At 68.3% G+C, this 16,950-nt stretch carries 17 protein-coding genes; 5 read left to right on the top strand and 12 right to left on the bottom strand.

From position 1 onward, the window contains the following. Window positions 1–24: 24 nt before the first annotated feature. On the bottom strand, window positions 25–666 hold the full coding sequence (gene kynB, locus AC1VVG_RS13735) for an arylformamidase (RefSeq protein WP_049029377.1): 642 nt from the start codon (window positions 664–666) through the stop codon (window positions 25–27). Window positions 667–796: 130 nt separating this feature from the next. Between kynB and AC1VVG_RS13730 the strand changes: the two genes are divergently transcribed. Next, the gene (locus tag AC1VVG_RS13730) at window positions 797–1,297 is read left to right on the top strand and encodes an Lrp/AsnC family transcriptional regulator (protein WP_006477992.1); all 501 of its coding nucleotides are present in this window, start codon (window positions 797–799) and stop codon (window positions 1,295–1,297) included. Here the strand turns inward: AC1VVG_RS13730 and AC1VVG_RS13725 are convergent. The 4 genes from AC1VVG_RS13725 to AC1VVG_RS13710 form a co-directional block, all read right to left on the bottom strand. Beyond that, a complete protein-coding gene (locus AC1VVG_RS13725; protein WP_034190538.1) occupies window positions 1,284–1,793 on the bottom strand; it encodes a flavin reductase family protein in 510 nt (169 codons plus the stop codon). The two genes, AC1VVG_RS13730 and AC1VVG_RS13725, sit on opposite strands and share 14 nt — an antisense overlap. 281 nt (window positions 1,794–2,074) lie before the next feature. Next, the gene (locus tag AC1VVG_RS13720; RefSeq protein ID WP_482835759.1) at window positions 2,075–2,740 is read right to left on the bottom strand and encodes a hypothetical protein; all 666 of its coding nucleotides are present in this window, start codon (window positions 2,738–2,740) and stop codon (window positions 2,075–2,077) included. Beyond that, window positions 2,737–4,143: a selenium-binding protein SBP56-related protein gene (locus AC1VVG_RS13715; protein WP_482835758.1), complete on the bottom strand. Its 1,407-nt coding sequence runs from the start codon at window positions 4,141–4,143 to the stop codon at window positions 2,737–2,739. Before AC1VVG_RS13715 ends, AC1VVG_RS13720 begins: the two co-directional genes overlap by 4 nt. Window positions 4,144–4,330: 187 nt before the next feature. Next, window positions 4,331–5,148 (bottom strand): IS5 family transposase gene (locus AC1VVG_RS13710; RefSeq protein WP_175902521.1). Its coding sequence is split into 2 segments (ribosomal slippage): window positions 4,331–4,800 and window positions 4,800–5,148, totalling 819 coding nucleotides; the frame shifts between segments, so codons are not numbered across the junction. Between the two features lie 502 nt (window positions 5,149–5,650). Here AC1VVG_RS13710 and msrA point away from each other — a divergent pair. Then, window positions 5,651–6,211 carry a peptide-methionine (S)-S-oxide reductase MsrA gene (gene msrA, locus AC1VVG_RS13705; protein ID WP_034190541.1) on the top strand — a complete coding sequence of 187 codons (561 nt, stop codon included), beginning with the start codon at window positions 5,651–5,653 and terminating at the stop codon, window positions 6,209–6,211. A 38-nt stretch (window positions 6,212–6,249) separates the two neighbouring features. Here the strand turns inward: msrA and AC1VVG_RS13700 are convergent, their stop codons facing one another. The 3 genes from AC1VVG_RS13700 to pdxH all read right to left on the bottom strand — a co-directional run bounded on the left by AC1VVG_RS13700 (window position 6,250) and on the right by pdxH (window position 9,561). Beyond that, entirely contained in the window at window positions 6,250–7,551 is a 1,302-nt protein-coding gene (locus AC1VVG_RS13700; RefSeq protein WP_034190542.1) for a DUF72 domain-containing protein, read from the bottom strand. A gap of 23 nt (window positions 7,552–7,574) precedes the next feature. Beyond that, window positions 7,575–8,795: an SAM-dependent methyltransferase gene (locus AC1VVG_RS13695; RefSeq protein WP_034190543.1), complete on the bottom strand. Its 1,221-nt coding sequence runs from the start codon at window positions 8,793–8,795 to the stop codon at window positions 7,575–7,577. Window positions 8,796–8,916: 121 nt separating this feature from the next. Further along, the gene (gene pdxH, locus AC1VVG_RS13690; RefSeq protein WP_124670948.1) at window positions 8,917–9,561 is read right to left on the bottom strand and encodes a pyridoxamine 5'-phosphate oxidase; all 645 of its coding nucleotides are present in this window, start codon (window positions 9,559–9,561) and stop codon (window positions 8,917–8,919) included. Window positions 9,562–9,689: 128 nt separating this feature from the next. On the opposite strand from pdxH, the gene AC1VVG_RS13685 reads away from it, so the two are divergent. Continuing rightward, a complete protein-coding gene (locus AC1VVG_RS13685) occupies window positions 9,690–10,547 on the top strand; it encodes a tRNA threonylcarbamoyladenosine dehydratase (RefSeq protein WP_034190545.1) in 858 nt (285 codons plus the stop codon). A gap of 109 nt (window positions 10,548–10,656) precedes the next feature. Here the strand turns inward: AC1VVG_RS13685 and trxA are convergent, their stop codons facing one another. Together trxA and AC1VVG_RS13675 are read right to left on the bottom strand one after the other, a co-directional pair. Continuing rightward, window positions 10,657–11,505, bottom strand: a complete 849-nt coding sequence (trxA, locus tag AC1VVG_RS13680; protein ID WP_200089434.1) for a thioredoxin — start codon at window positions 11,503–11,505, stop codon at window positions 10,657–10,659. 52 nt (window positions 11,506–11,557) lie between these two features. After that, window positions 11,558–12,439, bottom strand: coding sequence for a pirin family protein (locus tag AC1VVG_RS13675; protein ID WP_482835757.1), 882 nt, complete (start codon window positions 12,437–12,439; stop codon window positions 11,558–11,560). Window positions 12,440–12,666: 227 nt separating this feature from the next. Between AC1VVG_RS13675 and AC1VVG_RS13670 the strand changes: the two genes are divergently transcribed. Continuing rightward, complete coding sequence (locus AC1VVG_RS13670) at window positions 12,667–13,545, top strand: EamA family transporter (RefSeq protein WP_175905825.1); 879 nt, start codon at window positions 12,667–12,669, stop codon at window positions 13,543–13,545. Between the two features lie 42 nt (window positions 13,546–13,587). Here the strand turns inward: AC1VVG_RS13670 and AC1VVG_RS13665 are convergent, their stop codons facing one another. Beyond that, window positions 13,588–15,111 carry an N-acetylmuramoyl-L-alanine amidase gene (locus AC1VVG_RS13665; protein WP_059560256.1) on the bottom strand — a complete coding sequence of 508 codons (1,524 nt, stop codon included), beginning with the start codon at window positions 15,109–15,111 and terminating at the stop codon, window positions 13,588–13,590. Continuing rightward, the gene (gene tsaE / locus AC1VVG_RS13660; RefSeq protein WP_034190550.1) at window positions 15,093–15,644 is read right to left on the bottom strand and encodes a tRNA (adenosine(37)-N6)-threonylcarbamoyltransferase complex ATPase subunit type 1 TsaE; all 552 of its coding nucleotides are present in this window, start codon (window positions 15,642–15,644) and stop codon (window positions 15,093–15,095) included. Before tsaE ends, AC1VVG_RS13665 begins: the two co-directional genes overlap by 19 nt. Before the next feature lie 17 nt (window positions 15,645–15,661). Between tsaE and queG the strand changes: the two genes are divergently transcribed. Continuing rightward, window positions 15,662–16,897, top strand: coding sequence for a tRNA epoxyqueuosine(34) reductase QueG (gene queG, locus AC1VVG_RS13655; protein WP_034190551.1), 1,236 nt, complete (start codon window positions 15,662–15,664; stop codon window positions 16,895–16,897). The last annotated feature ends 53 nt before the right edge of the window (window positions 16,898–16,950 follow it).

The raw sequence follows: 16,950 nt of genomic DNA, 5'->3' as shown, positions 1-16,950 counted from the left end.
ATGTGGGGTCGTGGGTCGGGGTAATCAGGAAGCATGCGCGGGCAGCGCGCGCAGCACCGCGCGCACGGGGCTCGCGTCGAGCGTCGCGAATTTCAGCGGCAGCGCGATCAGTTCGTAGTCGCCGGGCGGCACGTCGTCGAGCACGATGCCTTCGAGGATCGCCATCCGGTGCGCGCGCACGCGGTGATGCGCGTCCATCGTCTTCGATTCCTGCGGATCGAGCGACGGCGTATCGATGCCGATCAGCTTCACGCCGCGGGCGGCGAGCAGGTCGACGGCCGCGGGCGCGACCGCGCAGAAATCGCTGTTCCACTGCTCGACGCTGGCGCGCGCACAGGTGCGCAGCAGCACGCGCGGCGGCACGCCGTCGAGCGCGGCCGCGATGTCGGCCGGCTGCACGACCGGCGATGCGCCGATGCAATGGATCACGCGGCACGGGCCGAGATAGGTGTCGAGCGGCACGGCGCCGATCGGCGCGCCGTCGGCGTCGTAATGCAGCGGCGCATCGCAGTGCGCGCCGGTGTGGGGCGACAGCGTCACGCGCGCGACGTTGACCGGCGAGCCGGCCTCCATCCGCCACACGCGTTCGACGGAAACCGGCGTATCGCCCGGCCACACGGGCGTGGCGGGGCTGACAGGCGGCGAGATGTCCCAGAGGGTGTCCATGGCATGACGAATCGGTGAGTCGATGCTTCGAATGATAGGTGGACGCTCGCAGAAAGTGCTTGCGAAATAAACATGGACAATCCGCCGGATTGGCAGATAATTCGACTGAGAGGGAAAACGGGGACCAAAAGTGCACGCGATCACGCTCGATGCCACCGACTGCCGGATTCTGGCGGTACTGCAGGAGGAGGGCAGAATCAGCAATCTCGACCTGGCGGAACGCATTTCGCTTTCGCCGTCCGCCTGCCTGCGCCGCATGCGCCTGCTCGAGGAGCAGGGCGTGATCGAGCACTATCGCGCGTGCCTGAGCCGCGAGAAGCTCGGCTTCGAGCTCGAGGCGTTCGTACAGGTGTCGATGCGCAACGAAGAGAATCAATGGCACGAGCGCTTCGCGGAAGCGCTGCGCGAATGGCCGGAGGTGGTCGGCGCGTTCGTCGTGACCGGCGAGAGCCACTATCTGCTGCGCGTGCTCGCGCACAACCTCAAGCACTATTCGGATTTCGTGCTGAACCGGCTCTACAAGGCGCCGGGCGTGATGGACATCCGTTCGAACATCGTGCTGCAGACGCTGAAGGATGAAGCCGGCGCGCCGGTCGGGCTGGCGCGCACGGGGGCGATCAAAGCGGTGTGAGGCCGTGGAAGCCGCCGCCGTGGAACACCAGCGGCGGGGTCGCGTCCGATACCGCACGCACGCCGCAGCGTTCGACTTCGCCGACGAAGATTACGTGGTCGCCTTCGTCGTAGCGGCTGCGGTTGTGACATTCGAACCACGCGAGCGCGCCGTCGAGCACCGGCATCCCCGAGTTGCCGGCCGCATGCGCGATCCCTTCGAAGCGGTCGCCCTTGTAGGTCGAGAAGCGCTTGCACAGGTCGAGCTGCGACGCCGCGAGCACGTTCACCACGTAATGACTGTTGCCGCGGAACACGGGCGTCGACGCCGATTTGTGCGCGAGACTCCACAGCACCAGCGGCGGATCGAGCGAAACCGAGTTGAACGAGCTCGCGGTGATGCCGATCAGCTGCCCGGACGGTGCGCGCGTCGTGATCACCGTCACGCCCGTCGCGAACTGGCCGAGTGCCTGCCGGAAGGCGGTCGCGTCGAAATCCGGCGGGTTGGCGCGGCTCATCGGGCCACCATCCGGAACGAGACAGGCAGGCGCGGCGCGACGCGGGTGGCGCGGGCACGGCGGACGAAAGGCGACAAGGCGGTCGATTGGGAAGGGGTGCGCATGGCCCGATTTTAGCGGAATCGGGGCTGGCGGGCCCGGCCGGACGGCGCATCGCGGGGGCAGGGTGGCATAGCGAACACTGCGTCGCGCGGCGGGATGCGCTGCCGCGGGTGGGCGGCCTGGCCGTCGTGCCCGTTCGGGTGCCGCGCCGGCGCATCCTGCCGGCCGTCGCTCCCGAGCTATCGCGCCGCCGCCAGTCCGAGCGACAGCGCGCCCGTCACGATCAGGCTCGATGCCCACACGGCATCGAGATTGAACCAGCTCCGCGACACGAACTTCAGCCCGAGATAGCGGTACACGAGCCATGCGAGCCCGCCGCCCGCGGCGATCATCGCGGCCGCGTGCACGGCCGCGACGACGAGTGCCATCCCGAGATGCGCATCGACGAGCACGGTCGCGGCGCGGTGGCCCGCATCGCGGTCGAGGCCGCACAGCCCGAGGTAGACCGGCACCAGCATCAGCCCCGCGCCGTGCGCGATCGCGATCGCGAACGACCACAGGCCGAGCCGCGCCGGCGGGATTCGCGCGAGCGCGCGCGGGTGCCGGCGCCGGATCAGCAGCACGGCGCCGAAGCCGATCACGAGCGCGCTCGCGCCGATCCGGATCGCCGACTGCCACGCGAGCAGCGCGGCGAGCAGCCCGAACGGCAGCATCACCGCGAAGACCGCGAGCGCATGGCCGAGCGCGAGATAGCCGAGCGCCGCGACGAGCGCGGTGCCGCGGCGCGTCATCAGCGCGTTCGATACCGCGAGCGGCCAGCCCATCGCGGGATTGAGCCCGTGATAGACGCCGCTCGCGAGCACGGCCGCCCACAGGGCGACCTGCGCGTGCAGGCCGGCGTTCAACGCCTGACCGACGGATAGCAGAACGAGTCGGTCGAGCAGTCGCCGCCTTCGAGCCGGATCTGGTGCGCGCGATAGCCGTCGGGGAATTCGACCCAGTAGTCGTCGGCGAGCGTCAGCCCGCCGTCCGGCCCCGCATGCGCGAGCACCTGCGCGCCCGGCACGCCGTCCGGATAGAACTGGTCGTCCCACGTCGAATACAGCGAATTGGTCCAGTACACGCGCCGGCCGTCGCGGCTGATCTCGACCATCTGCGGGCCGCCTGCGAACCGGCGGCCGTTCGTGTGCGGCGCACGGCGCGCGACGCCGCCGATGCGTACCGACCCCGCGAGCACCGGATTGTGCGGATCCGACACGTCGTACTGGCGCATCTCGCCGGTGCCCCAGCACGACACGTACAGGAAGCGGTCGTCGAGCGACAGGTCGATGTCGGTCACGAGCGGCGGCACCACGCCGAATCCCTGCAGCAGCGGCGGCAGCTCATCGGCCGTGGCCGGCTCGGCGGGAATCGTCGCGGTCTTCTTCACATGGAACTTGCCGTCCTCACGCCACCAGGTCCAGATCGAGCCTTCGAGGTTGGTCGTGTCGACCACGACGCCGACGAACCCGTATTCGCGCGCCGGGTCGTGCGCGGGCCGTACCTCCAGCGCCATCTGGTGCTGCGCGCCGAGATCGATCGTCTGCACGTTGCGCCGCGCGCGCAGGTCCCAGAAATGCAGCCGGTGCCCGTACTTGTTCGCGAGCAGGTCCTCGGGGACGATGCCGTTCTCGAACTGCGGCGGCAGCGCCCATTCGCTCGACACCATGTAGTCGCGCGGCAGGTTCCACCAGAAGTCGTAGTGCTTGTCCTGCGAGCCGCGGTCGATCTCCCAGCGGCCGAGCACGTCGAACGTCTCGCAATCCATGATGAAGATGCCGGGCGCGCCGTCGGTGCCGTCCTTGCCCGCGCCGCCGAGCGTGCTCACGTAGATGCCTTCGGGGCCGCAATGCACGGTGTGGGGGCGCGAGTAGCCGGTCTTCGCGAAGATCTCGTCGGGCTCGATGATCTTGTGGATGCGCGCCTGCGTCGGGTGCGGCTTCGTATCGATCACGTAGATGCGCGACGAGCGCAGGCCCGGGATGATCAGGAAGCGGCGCTCGAGGAACGCATGGCCGGTCAGCGGCGACAGCGACGACGAGCACGCATTCCAGCCGAAGTGGTGAAACTCGTCGCCGGTGTTCGGCATCGTCACCGTATGCACGATTTTTCCGTAGGTCGGCGATCCGGGCTTCACGTCGATCACGGCGAGCGCGTCGGGTCTGGAAAAATCGGGGCTCAGCAACAACGTATAGGCAAATTCCTCCGCCGGCGCCTGCATCGCAAGCTCGGGTGAAGCATGAAACGTCGGGTCAGGCCGCATGCTCATGGTGATGCCCTCTCGATGGGTTCGGATCGTGAACGCACGGCCGTTCGTTGCGGGCGTGCGGGTCGGGATGGCCGCGCGGCGCGCATCGTGCCGGCGGATGCGATCGGCAGGCGGACGCACGTGTCGGTGCCACGCGCGTTGCCATGCATCAGATCGTGAAAGCGGGGAAAGCCGGTAAGAGGCCAGTTCAAAAAGGCTGCTCGATACGCCTGAAGATGTTCCAACAGACAAGCGAGCAGCCGAGTTTGAGAAATGCTTCGTGAATGTCAGCACGTCGCTCGAAGCGAGTGCGTAGACGTCGAAAATTGTGGAGCCATGAGTGCGTGCGTTCGACCACCCAACGATACTTGCCGAGTCCGCTACCGTGTTCGGTCCGGCGCTTGGCAATCACCGGCTCGATACCGCGATTTCGCAATGCTTGCCGATGTCGCTCAGAGTCGTAGCCGCGATCGGCATAGACCACGCGAGGCCGTTGAATCGGGTGGCCGCGTAGGCCGCGAATCGATGGAATTGCGTCGATAAGCGGCAGCAACTGCGTAACATCGTTGACGTTCGCGCCAGTCAGGATCGCGGCGAGAGGTGTGCCATTGGCGTCGGTGACGATGTGATGCTTGGAGCCGGGTCGCGCGCGATCGGTGGGGTTCGGGCCAGTTTTTGGCCCGCCCCAACGGCCCGTACCGATGATGAATCGACGGCGGCACGCGAGAAATCGATCTGGTCGGCTGCCCGAAGTTTGGCGAGCAACAGTTCGTGGAGGCGATCCCACACGCCGGCCTCGTGCCAGTCGCGAAGCCGGCGCCAACAGGTCGTCCCCGAGCCGAAGCCGAGCTGCGTCGGCAGATGGTTCCATCGAATACCGGTCTTGAGCACGAACAGGATGCCGTTTAATGCTGCTCGATTCGGAACCGGAAACCGTCCTGGGTTCTTCGTTCGCCGCGGTTTCGGTGGCGGCAGTAATGGTTCGATGAGTATCCACAATTCGTCATCAACGATCGGCGATTGCATTCCTCATGATCCCGTTGCTCAGATGCGTGAGGTTAACAGGTCGCCGGTGAAGTTAACAGCCCCTTCGGGGTCTTTTTGAACTGGCCTCTAAAGGCAATACGCGGGATCGCCGCGCCGGGGGCGGGACGGACGCGTGGCCTGGCGTTGGTACGGTTGAAGCGGCGGCCCGCGGCGCGACGACGGCCAGGCGGGCGACGCAGGCGAATTCTGTTAAGGCGTGCATATCGATGTTCCGGCGGATGATGTTTGCATCAGGGTCGGGCATGCATCGGGCGCTGCGTGCGCGGCGACGGGTTTGCCGCCGCTCGCGCGTGCCTCAGTGTAGACGAGAAACGTGCGGCGAGTCGCGCGCGGCACCTGTGCAATCTGCCAGGTTCGCGCGCGAGTGAGATACTTGCCGGAGTGTCGCCGTGCCCCGCATCGAGGGCCGCGCGGCGGCGGGATGGAACGGCGGCAGCCGGCACGGGCGTGCCGCGGCCGTCATCAACGAGGGTCTGAATTCATGGGGAACGAGATGCTTGAAACCGCGACTTTGGGAGGCGGGTGTTTCTGGTGCACGGAGGCCGTGTTTCTCGACGTCGACGGCGTGACGGCCGTCCAGTCGGGTTATGCGGGCGGCCATACGCGCAATCCGGGCTACCGCGACATCTGCGAAGGCGACACGGGCCACGCGGAAGTCGTCAACGTGACGTTCGATCCGGCGCGCATCGCGTATCGCGAGATCCTCGAGATCTTCTTCGCGACGCACGATCCGACCCAGCTGAACCGGCAGGGCAACGACGTCGGCACGCAGTACCGGTCGGTCGTGTTCACGCATTCGGATGCGCAGCGCGACACGGCGCTCGACGTGATCCGCGAGCTCGAGCGCGAGCAGGTGTTCGGCCAGCCGATCGTCACGCAGGTCGTGCCGCTCGACGGCAACTACTGGCCGGCCGAGGACTATCACCAGAACTATTACGCGCGCAACCCGGGGCAGGGCTACTGCTCGGTCGTGATCGGGCCGAAGCTCGCGAAATTCCGGCAGAAGTTCTCGCACCGGCTGAAGTCGCTGCGCGGCGCGTAAGCGGGTAGCCGGCCGGGCCGGGCGTTACGCCCCCTCCGTTACGCCGCCTCGTTGCGCCACTGCGCGCACGCGGCGGCGATTTCGCGCGCGAGCGCGATGCACGACAGCGGCGCGGAGCCTTCCGCCTTGTTGTTGATCGTGATGATCACCGGCTGCCCGGCCAGCGCGTAGCGCGCGGCCAGTTCGGCGAGCGCCGAGCGCGTGGCCGGATCCTCGTCGACGAGTTTGTCGAACGGCTCGTATTTCGCTTTCGCCTGTTCGTACTTGAAGCCGCCGTGCAGGCTCCAGCGCACGATCAGCGGGCCCGGTGCGTCGCCGTCGAGCAGCGCGAGCGCGGCGGCCTGGCGCAGCGGGTCGGGCATTCGCGCGTGCAGCCCGACGCAGTAGCGCACGCCGAGCGACGCGAGCGCGCGGATGAAGCGCGGCGTGAGCAGGCTCGCGTCACGGATCTCGATCGCGTATCGCGGGCCGTCGGCTGCCGGCGCGAGCGGCGGGAGCGCCGCGAAGAACGCGGTCAGCCGGTCGATCAGCGCGGCCGGTTCGGCAAGCAACGGGTCGGGCAGCGGCGAGAACTGGAACACGAGCACGCCGGCTTTCCGGCCGAGCCCTTCGAGGCATGGCTGCACGAATTCGCGGGTCGCGAGCGCGGCGTCGAGGAAGGTCGGGTTCGGTCCCGACGGTTCGCCGCGGCGGCCGCGGATCACCGCGTCGGTCACCGACGCCGGCGCCTTCACGACGAAGCGGAAGTCGTCGGGCACCTGCTGCGCGTAGCGCAGGTAGTCGGCCACCGACAGCGGGCCGTAGAACGACCGGTCGAGGCTCACGCTCCTGAGGAGCGGATGCGCGCCGTACGCTTCGAGCCCTTCGCGCGACAGCTTCGTCTGCGCGAAATCGCCGTCGTAGACGATGCCGTTCCAGCCGGGGAAATACCACGACGACGTGCCGAGCCGGACGTTCGGCGGCAGGCCGGCCGCGGCGTCGGCAACGTCCGCCGAGATCGGCGCGGGCAGCACGCCGCGCTTGCGTCGGCCCTTCTTCGGCGGCGCGGCGGGCGGCGACGGTTCGTCCCACAGCAGCCCCGAGGACGGTGCCGGTTCGTCGTCGGCCGCGCGGGAGGGGGCCCGGGCACGCGGTGCCGGCGGCGCTTCGTCCTGCGCCTGCGGCGTCACGGGGTCATCGGTGCGGGCGGGGCGGGGGTCGTCAGTGGGTGACGGCGACGCGCGTGCCGCGTCCGCCGGCACGCCGAACAGGTCGAATTGCCCGTCGGCGTGCGACCCGTCCGTGTCGTCGCGCTGCTGTCGTTCCGGCGGCGTCTTGCGCCGCGTCCTGCCGTCACCCATGCATGCCCAGCGTGAAGCGCCGCCTAGCGCGGCAGCGCGTGTTCGTACATATAGCGCCGCGACCACGGCAGCGTTTTCGCGCTGCGTCCGGCCTTGCGGCACACGATCTGGAAGATCGACACGTCGTCGTGCTCGAATGCATACGCGCAGCCGGCAAGATACACGCGCCAGATGCGGAATTTTTCGTCGTCGACGAGGGCTTTCGCCTGGTCGGCCTTCGCCTCGAAGTTTTCCGTCCAGATGTCGAGCGTGCGCGCATAGTGCCGGCGCAGGCTTTCGACGTCAACCGCTTCGAGCCCGCCGCGCTGCGCCGCTTCGAGCGCGAGGCTGATGTGCGGCAGCTCGCCGTCCGGGAACACGTAGCGGTCGATGAATTCGCCGCCGCCGAGCGCCGTCTCGCCGCTTTCCGCGTCGGTCGACGTGATCCCGTGGTTCATCGCGATGCCGTCGTCGGCGAGCAGGTCATGGATGCGCGAGAAGTAGAGCGGCAGGTTCTTGCGGCCGACGTGCTCGAACATCCCGACGCTCGTGATGCGGTCGAACTGGCCTTCGATCTCGCGGTAATCCTGCAGACGAATCTCGATCCTGTCTTCCAGCCCCGCGGCCTTTACACGCGCGGTCGCCAGGTCGAACTGGTTCTGCGACAGCGTCACGCCGAGACACGTCGCGCCGAACTTCTGCGCGGCGCGCAGCACGAGCGCACCCCAGCCGCAGCCGATGTCGAGCAGGCGCTGGCCGGGCTCGAGCTGGATCTTCGTCAGGATGTGGTCGATCTTCTTGATTTGCGCGGTGGCGAGATCCTCGTCGCCGTTCTCGAAGTACGCACACGAGTACACCATGTTCTCGTCGAGCCACAACTGGTAGAACGCGTTCGAGACGTCGTAGTGGTACTGGATCGCCTTCTTGTCGGTGCTCTTCGAATGATTGAAGTAGCGTTTCACGCGCGCGAGCTTGCTCGCGCTCGTCACGGTGCTGCGGGCGAGCGAGTAGCCGATGTTGATGATGTCCGACAGCTTGCCTTCGATGTCGATCTTGCCCTTCACGTACGCCTCGCCGAGATTGTCGAGGCTCGGTTCGAGCAGCAGCGGCAACGCCGACGCGCTGTTTACCTTCAGCGTGACCTGCGGTGCGCTGAAGGTGCCGAAATCGAGTTGCTCGCCGTTCCACAGCACGAGGCGCGCCGGTATGTTCGCTTTCGCCCGTACTTCGTCCGCCCACTGTGCCAGCTTCTTTTCCCAGAACATTTGGATTCTCCGTTTGTTCGTTGAATCGAATACAGCCAAGTATCTTGACCGGCGCCCGCCGCTTGCGAAGCGGGCGCCCGGATGCAACACGAGACACGACCGGCGTGCGCCGGCGCCGCGCTTACGGCGACAGGCGCGAGATCGTCCAGCCCGCCGCCGTCGAGGCGTCGCGCGTATAGAGCAGGCGGTCGTGCAGCCGCGACGGGCGCCCTTGCCAGAACTCGATCGAGTCGGGCACGAGGCGGTAGCCGCCCCAGTGCGGCGGGCGCGGCGGGTTGTCGCCGTAGCGTTCGCTGACGGCCTGTTCGCGCGCTTCGAGCGTCGCGCGGCTGTCGATCACGGTGCTCTGGTCGGACGCCCATGCGCCGATGCGCGAGCCGAGCGGGCGCGACGCGAAATAGCGGTCGCTTTCTTCCGCACTGGTTTTCTCGATCCGGCCTTCGATGCGCACCTGGCGTTCGAGCTCGATCCAGTAGAACAGCAGCGCGGCTTGCGGATGCACGGCGAGATCGTGCCCCTTGCGGCTTTCGTAATTGGTGAAAAAGACGAACCCGCGCTCGTCGACGCCCTTGATGAGCACGATCCGCGCCGACGGCCGGCCGTCGGCGCCGACGGTCGCGAGCGTCATCGTGTTCGGCTCGGGCAGCTTGGCGGCGAGCGCCTCCTTGAACCAGCGATCGAACTGGGCGAAAGGGCTGGGGGCGGCATCGGCTTCGTCGAGCGAAGCACGTGAATAGTTGATGCGGAGATCGGCGAGAGTCGTCATGTTATGCAAACGCTTCAATCTGGGGCCAGTATAGCGAACGCGCGGGAATCGTGCGTGCACAGTGGCGCGTGCGAGCGGGGAGTTCAGGCAAAATAGAGGGCTGCACGACTTACGTTTTCCTTGCTGCCATGTCCGCTGCCGACGCTGCCCCGCCCAGTTCTTCTGATCTTACCCCGACCCCGCAAATCCAGCTTGACGTGGATCGCGCGCGGCGCTTCGGCGGCGTCGCGCGCCTGTACGGCGCGCCGGCGGCCGCCGCGTTCGAGCGCGCGCACGTCGCGGTGATCGGCATCGGCGGCGTCGGGTCGTGGGTGGCCGAGGCGCTCGCGCGCAACGCGGTCGGCACGCTGACGCTGATCGATCTCGACAACGTCGCGGAAAGCAATACGAACCGGCAGATCCACGCGCTCGACGGCAATTACGGCAAGCCGAAGGTCGACGCGATGGCCGAGCGGATCGCGTTGATCGATCCCGCGTGCCGTGTGAACCGGATCGAGGATTTCGTCGAGCCCGACAACTTCGACGCGCTGCTCGGCGGCGGCTTCGACTACGTGATCGATGCGATCGACAGCGTGCGCACGAAGGTCGCGCTGATCGCATGGTGCGTCGCGAAGCGGCAGCCGCTGATCGTCGTGGGCGGCGCGGGCGGCCAGCTCGACCCGACGCGCATCCGCATCGACGATCTCGCGCTGACGATCCAGGATCCGCTGCTGTCGAAGGTGCGTGCGCAGTTGCGCAAGCAGCACGGTTTTCCGCGCGGGCCGAAGGCGCGTTTCAAGGTCAGCGCCGTGTATTCGGACGAGCCGCTGATCTATCCGGAAGCGGCCGCGTGCGACCTCGAGGACGGTGCCGAGCCGTCCGCGGCTGCGCATGTCGCGGGGCTCAACTGCGCGGGATTCGGCTCGAGCGTGTGCGTGACCGCGAGCTTCGGGTTCGCGGCCGCCGCGCATGCGCTGCGCGCGATCGCGGCGCGGGCCGCCGGCTGAGCGAGCGACGCGCGCGCATCGACGATTGAGGGTGCGGCGCGAGTCGTGCGCCGCAAGCGATCCGGCGTCCGGCCGGGCCGTGGCGGCCCGGCTGAATCGCCGTATCGGGTCAGTTGAGCGCCATGCTCAGCTTGCGTCGCCACCCGGCGACGAGATCGGGGCGATCGCCGGCCAGCTCGAACACCGAGATCAACGTGCGGCGGCCGAGATCGTCGCCGTATGCGCGGTCGCGCTTGACGATTTCCAGCAACTGCTCCACCGCGCCTTCGTACGCGCGCCGCGCGATCAGGCTCTGCGCGAGGTCGAAGCGCGCGTCGAGGTCGGCCGGGTTCGCCGCGATGCGGGCTTCGAGCGCGTCGGTCGGCGGCAGGTCGGCCGTGGCGTCGAGCGCATCGAATCGGGTCTTGATCGCCTGGTAGCGCGGATCGCCGTTCTGCACCGTTTGCGGCGACAGGCGCTCGGTCTCGGCGCGCGCGGCGTCGACCTGGTTGTGCGCGAGCAGCAGTTCGATCAGGTCGAGGCGCGCGTCGTCGAAGCCGGGGTTCAGCGCGAGCGCCGCTTCGAGGTGCGTGAGCGCATCGTCGTAGCGCTGCTCGGCGATCGCGTATTGCGCGGCGCGGCGCTCGGCTTCCTCGGGCGCCGGCAGCAGCCGGTCGAGGAACGCGCGCAACTGGCCTTCGGGCAGGATGCCGACGAATTGATCGACCGGGCGGCCGTCGGCGAACGCGATCACGTGCGGGATGCTGCGCGTCTGGAAGTGCGCGGCCAGTTCCTGGTTCTCGTCGACGTTGACCTTCACGAGCTTCCAGCGGCCTTCGTAGTCGGCTTCGAGCTTTTCCAGCAGCGGGCCGAGCGTCTTGCAGGGGCCGCACCACGGCGCCCAGAAGTCGACCAGCACGGGCGTGTCCAGCGACGCCTCGATGACGTCTTTCTCGAAAGTGGCAAGCGTGGTGTCCATGTCGTTCTCTTCGGTTCGAATATCGTCAGGATGGGGGCGGCGCGCCCCTTTTTCAACGCGGCTTCGACTCGGGCAGCGGAATCCACTCGGTCTCGCCCGGCACCTTGCCCAGTTCCTGGCGCGTCCACGCTGCTTTCGCGCGCTCGATCGCGTCGCGGCTGCTGGCGACGAAATTCCACTCGATGAAGCGTTCGCCGTCGATCTTGTCGCCGCCGAGCAGCATCGCGCGCGCGCCGCTGCCGCTCGTCAGCGTGACCGTGGCGCCCGGCGCGAGCACGGCCATCTGTTCGGCCGGCACCGGCGTGCCGTCGATCGCGAGCTCGCCGTCGACCACATAGACCGCGCGCTCCTCGTGCGACGCATCGAGTTCGAGCCGGCCGCCGGCCGCGAATTCGGCCGCGACGTACAGCGTGCGCGAGAACGTCGTGACGGGCGAGCGCAGCCCGAATGCGTCGCCGGCGATGACCGTCAGCGCCACGCCGTCGTCGTTGCGCTTGGGCAGCGTGTCGGCCGCATGGTGCTCGAACGACGGCTCGGTCGTCTCGTGCGCCTGCGGCAGCGCGACCCAGGTCTGGATGCCGTGCACCGTATGGCCGCTGGCGCGCTGCGCATCGGGCGTGCGTTCGGAGTGGACGATCCCTCGGCCGGCCGTCATCCAGTTCACGTCGCCCGGCACGATTTCCTGCAGCGAGCCGAGGCTGTCGCGGTGCAGGATCGCGCCGTCGAACAGGTAGGTGACGGTCGCGAGCCCGCTGTGCGGATGCGGGCGCACGTCGAGCCCCGTGCCGGCCGGCAGCGTGGCCGGCCCCATGTGATCGAAGAAGATGAACGGGCCGACGAGACGCGCGGCGAGTGCGGGCAGCGTGCGGCGCACCTGCAGGTTGCCGATGTCGCGCACGTGCGGCTTCAGCAGGGCTTTGATCGAGTCGGTCATGGCGGCTCCAGTGGGGCGGCGGGGGATGCCGGTCATTGTACTGGGCGCCCGCCGTCGATTCCATGCGCGCCGCGCGGGTATCGGGCCGCGCGGCGAAACCCGGTAGACTGACGCGCTTCTCGGGAAAACGCCGGGCCGCCCCAGGTTTTCCCGACCCCCTCGGGGGCTGGCGCGAAGCGACAGGACGGGGGCTTTGCACAACGATTCGAATCGAGGAGACGCCGATGATGGCCCCGAAGGACTTGCTGCTCGCGCTGGTCGTGATCCTTGCGTGGGGTGTGAACTTCGTCGTGATCAAGGTCGGCCTGCACGGGATGCCGCCGATGCTGCTCGGCGCGCTGCGCTTCACGCTCGCGGCCGTGCCCGCTGTGTTCTTCGTGCGCCGGCCGCGGATTCCGTGGCGCCTGCTGGTGTTGTACGGCGCGACGATCCAGCTCGGCCAGTTCGTGTTCCTGTTCACCGGCATGTACGTCGGCATGCCGGCCGGCCTCGCATCGCTCGTGCTGCAGTCGCAGGCGTTCTTCACGCTCGTGTTCGCGATGCTGTTTCTCGGCGAGCGGCTCCGTGTGCAGAACCTGGTCGGGCTCGCGATCGCCGCCGGCGGGCTCGTCGTGATCGCCGCACAGGGCGGCCGCGCGATGACGCTCGCGGGCTTCCTGCTGACGATCTGCTCGGCCGCGATGTGGGCGTTCGGCAATATCGTCACGAAGAAGGTCGGGAAGGCGAACCTCGTGTCGCTCGTCGTGTGGGCGAGCCTCGTGCCGCCCGTGCCGTTCTTCCTGCTGTCGCTGTGGTTCGAGGGGCCGCAGCGCATCGCGACCGCGCTCGCCGGGCTCGACCGCGCATCGATCTTCGCGGTCGTCTATCTCGCGTTCGTCGCGACGCTGCTCGGCTACGGGCTGTGGAGCCGCTTGCTGTCGCGTTACCCGGCCGCGCAGGTCGCGCAGTTCTCGCTGCTGGTGCCGGTCGTCGGGCTCGCGTCGTCGGCGCTGCTGCTCGACGAACATCTGACGCGCACGCAGCTGATCGGCACCGTGCTCGTGATGGGCGGGCTCGCCGTGAACGTGTTCGGCGGGAAAGTGCTGAGCCGCTTCGCGGCGTCGTGACGCGCCGGCACGCCACGCGTGCCGGCGGCAGGGACGGGGCCGTCAGGCCATCCGGTTCTTCGCGAGCGGCGGATTCGCGGCGAAGTAACGCTTGATGCCGCGGAAGATCGCGTCGGCCATCTCGTCGCGATAGCTGTCGTCGTTGAGCCTGCGCTCTTCGTCGGGGTTGCTGATGAACGCGGTCTCGACGAGGATCGACGGAATGTCGGGCGCCTTCAGCACCGCGAACCCGGCCTGCTCGACCGAGCCCTTGTGCAGCTTGTTGATGCCGCCGACTTCCTTCAGCACGTAGTTGCCGTAGCGCAGCGAGTCGCGGATTTGCGCGGTCGTCGACATGTCGAACAGCGCGCGGTTCACGGCCGCGTCCGCCGTCTTGATGTTGATGCCGCCGATCAGGTCCGACGAGTTCTCCTTGTTCGCCATCCAGCGCGCCGCGGCGCTCGTCGCGCCGTGGTCGGACAGCGCGAACACCGACGAGCCGCGCGCGGACGGCGTCGTGAACGCGTCCGCGTGAATCGACACGAACAGGTCGGCGCCGACGCGGCGCGCCTTCTGCACGCGCACGTTCAGCGGTACGAAGAAGTCGGCGTCGCGCGTCATCATCGCGCGCATGTTCGGCGCGCCGTCGATCTTCGCGCGCAGCTTCTTCGCGATATCGAGCGCGATGTGCTTCTCGTACGTGCCGGCGCCGCCGATCGCGCCCGGATCCTCGCCGCCGTGGCCCGGATCGATCGCGACCGTCAGCAGGCGCACCGTGCCGCCCTTGCCGGATTTCGGCGCGGTGAACTTGTAGGTGTCGCCGTCGTCGTCGCTGTCGTCGCGGCGCGCGATGACGGGCGGCGGCTTGACGGCCGGCTTCGGCGGTGTCGAAGGCGTGCCGGCGGCCGGCGGCGTGTGCGGCGCGGCCGGCGTGTTCTGCGCGAAACGCTGGAAGAACGCGTCGCTGTTGTCGCCCGTGGAGGGCGGCGTGCCGGGGCCGGACAGCGTGGTAGGCGGTTGCATCTGCTGCGCGCGCGTCGTGTCGTTGAGCGCCTGCTCCTTGCGTTCCGTCTGCGCGATCAGGTCGGACAGCGGATCGGGCGCGACGGCCGGATACAGGTCGAACACGAGCCGGTACTTGTAGGTGCCGACGGGCGGCAGCGTGAACACCTGCGGCTTCACCGAGCCCTTCAGGTCGAACACCATCCGCACGACGTGCGGCTGATACTGGCCGACCCGCACCGACTGGATCTGCGGGTCGTTCGGCGCGATCTTCGACACGAGGTCGCGCAGCGCCTGGTCGAGATCGAGGCCGGTCAGGTCGACGACGAGACGGTCGGGACCCTGCAGCAGCTGTTGGCTATTCTGCAGCGGCTGGTCGGATTCGATCGTGACGCGCGTGTAATCGCGCGCGGGCCACACGCGCACGCCGAGCACCGACGACGCGTGCGCGAGCCGCGGCGCGACGAGACCGAGCACCAGCGTCGACGCACCCGCGCGCAGGATCTGGCGGCGCCGCCAGTTGTGCGTCGCGGTGGCCGCCGATTCGATCGAGCGGAACGGTTTGATCAACATCTTTCGAGACATGCCTTTCCTGAAGCGCTGTACGCCCGGACGGTGAGGGCGCGGCCGTCGCCATCCACGTCGAGCGAGAAAACCAGATCGGGCACGCCGAGCAGGGCGCCCGCCTGTTGCGGCCATTCGACGAGGCAGATCGCGCTCGAATTGAAATATTCGCGAAAGCCTGCGTCGGACCATTCGGCCGGATCGTTGAATCGATACAGATCGAAGTGATAGACCTCGAGTTCCCCATCGCTGCGTTCGAGCGCGTACGGCTCGACGAGCGTGTAGGTCGGGCTGCGCACGCGGCCCTGATGGCCGAGGCCGCGCAGGATCGCGCGCACGAGGGTCGTCTTGCCCGCGCCGAGATCGCCGACCAGCTGGATCTGGAGCCCGTCGAACGCATGCGCGCGATCGAGCGCGATGCGCGCCGCGTCGAGCGCGTGCGCGAAGCGGGTGCCGAATGCCTCGGTCGCCGCTTCGTCGGCGAGTGCGATCACGCGCTCCGCGAGCGGGGCGGGCAGCGTGGTGGCGTGAGGCGTATGGGACGTGGCTGGCATTCTCGTAAAATAGTGCGATGAACCGATTACCGGAACTCGCCGCATCCGACAGGCCTTCGACTCGTGCCGAAGGCGCGGCGCCGTGCGCGCTCGACGATGCGGCGTTGACTGCGCTCGCCGCGCGCATCAGGGCGTGGGGGCGCGAATTGGGTTTCGGGGCGATCGGCATCAGCGATACCGATCTCTCGGATGCCGAAGCAGGCCTCGCCGCCTGGCTGGAAGCCGGATACCACGGCGAAATGGATTATATGGCGAAACATGGGATGAAACGCGCGCGCCCGGCCGAACTTGTGGCCGGTACGCGACGCGTGATTTCCGTGCGGCTCGCCTATTTGCCGGCCGAAACGCTCGCCGGCGATGCGCGCGGCGGCGCGCCCGGCGCGCTCGTGCCGCACGACTGGCGCGCCCGCGAGCGCGCCCGGCTCGATGATCCGCAGGCGGCCGTCGTGTCGATCTATGCACGCGGCCGCGATTATCACAAGGTGCTGCGCAACCGGCTGCAGACGCTCGCGGAGCGCATCGAGCACGAGATCGGCGCGTTCGGCTACCGCGTGTTCACCGATTCGGCGCCGGTGCTCGAGGTCGAACTCGCGCAGAAGGCCGGCGTCGGCTGGCGCGGCAAGCACACGCTGCTGCTGCAGCGCGATGCCGGTTCGCTGTTCTTCCTCGGCGAGATCTACGTCGACCTGCCGCTGCCGACCGACGCGCACACGGCGCCCGACGCCGCGCCCGAGACGCCCGGCGCGCACTGCGGCAGCTGTACGCGCTGCATCGACGCATGCCCGACCGGCGCGATCGTCGAGCCGTATCGCGTCGATGCGCGCCGCTGCATCTCGTACCTGACGATCGAACTGAAAGGCAGCATCCCCGAAGCGCTGCGGCCGATGATCGGCAATCGCGTGTACGGCTGCGACGACTGCCAGCTCGTCTGCCCGTGGAACAAGTTCGCGCAGGCCGCGCCCGTCGCCGATTTCGACGTGCGGCACGGTCTCGACCGCGCGACGCTCGTCGAGCTGTTCGCGTGGGATGCGGACACGTTCGATACGCGGATGCAGGGCAGTGCGATCCGGCGCATCGGTTATGAAAGCTGGCTGCGCAATCTCGCGGTCGGGCTCGGCAATGCGCTGCGCGCGGGCGCGGACCGGCTCGCGCCGCCGGCGCGCGACGCGATCGTCGCCGCGTTGCGCGCGCGGGCCGACGATCCGTCGCCGGTCGTGCGCGAGCATGTCGAATGGGCGCTGCGTGCCGCGTGAAGGCAGCGTAAAGTGTCGTCGGCGCGCGGCAGCGACGCGCGCATTCATCGGCC

The organism is Burkholderia sp. L-4 (assembly GCF_056856535.1).
The sequence above is the reverse complement of the archived record's forward strand: the minus strand, read 5'-3'. Positions and strand labels throughout refer to the sequence as shown.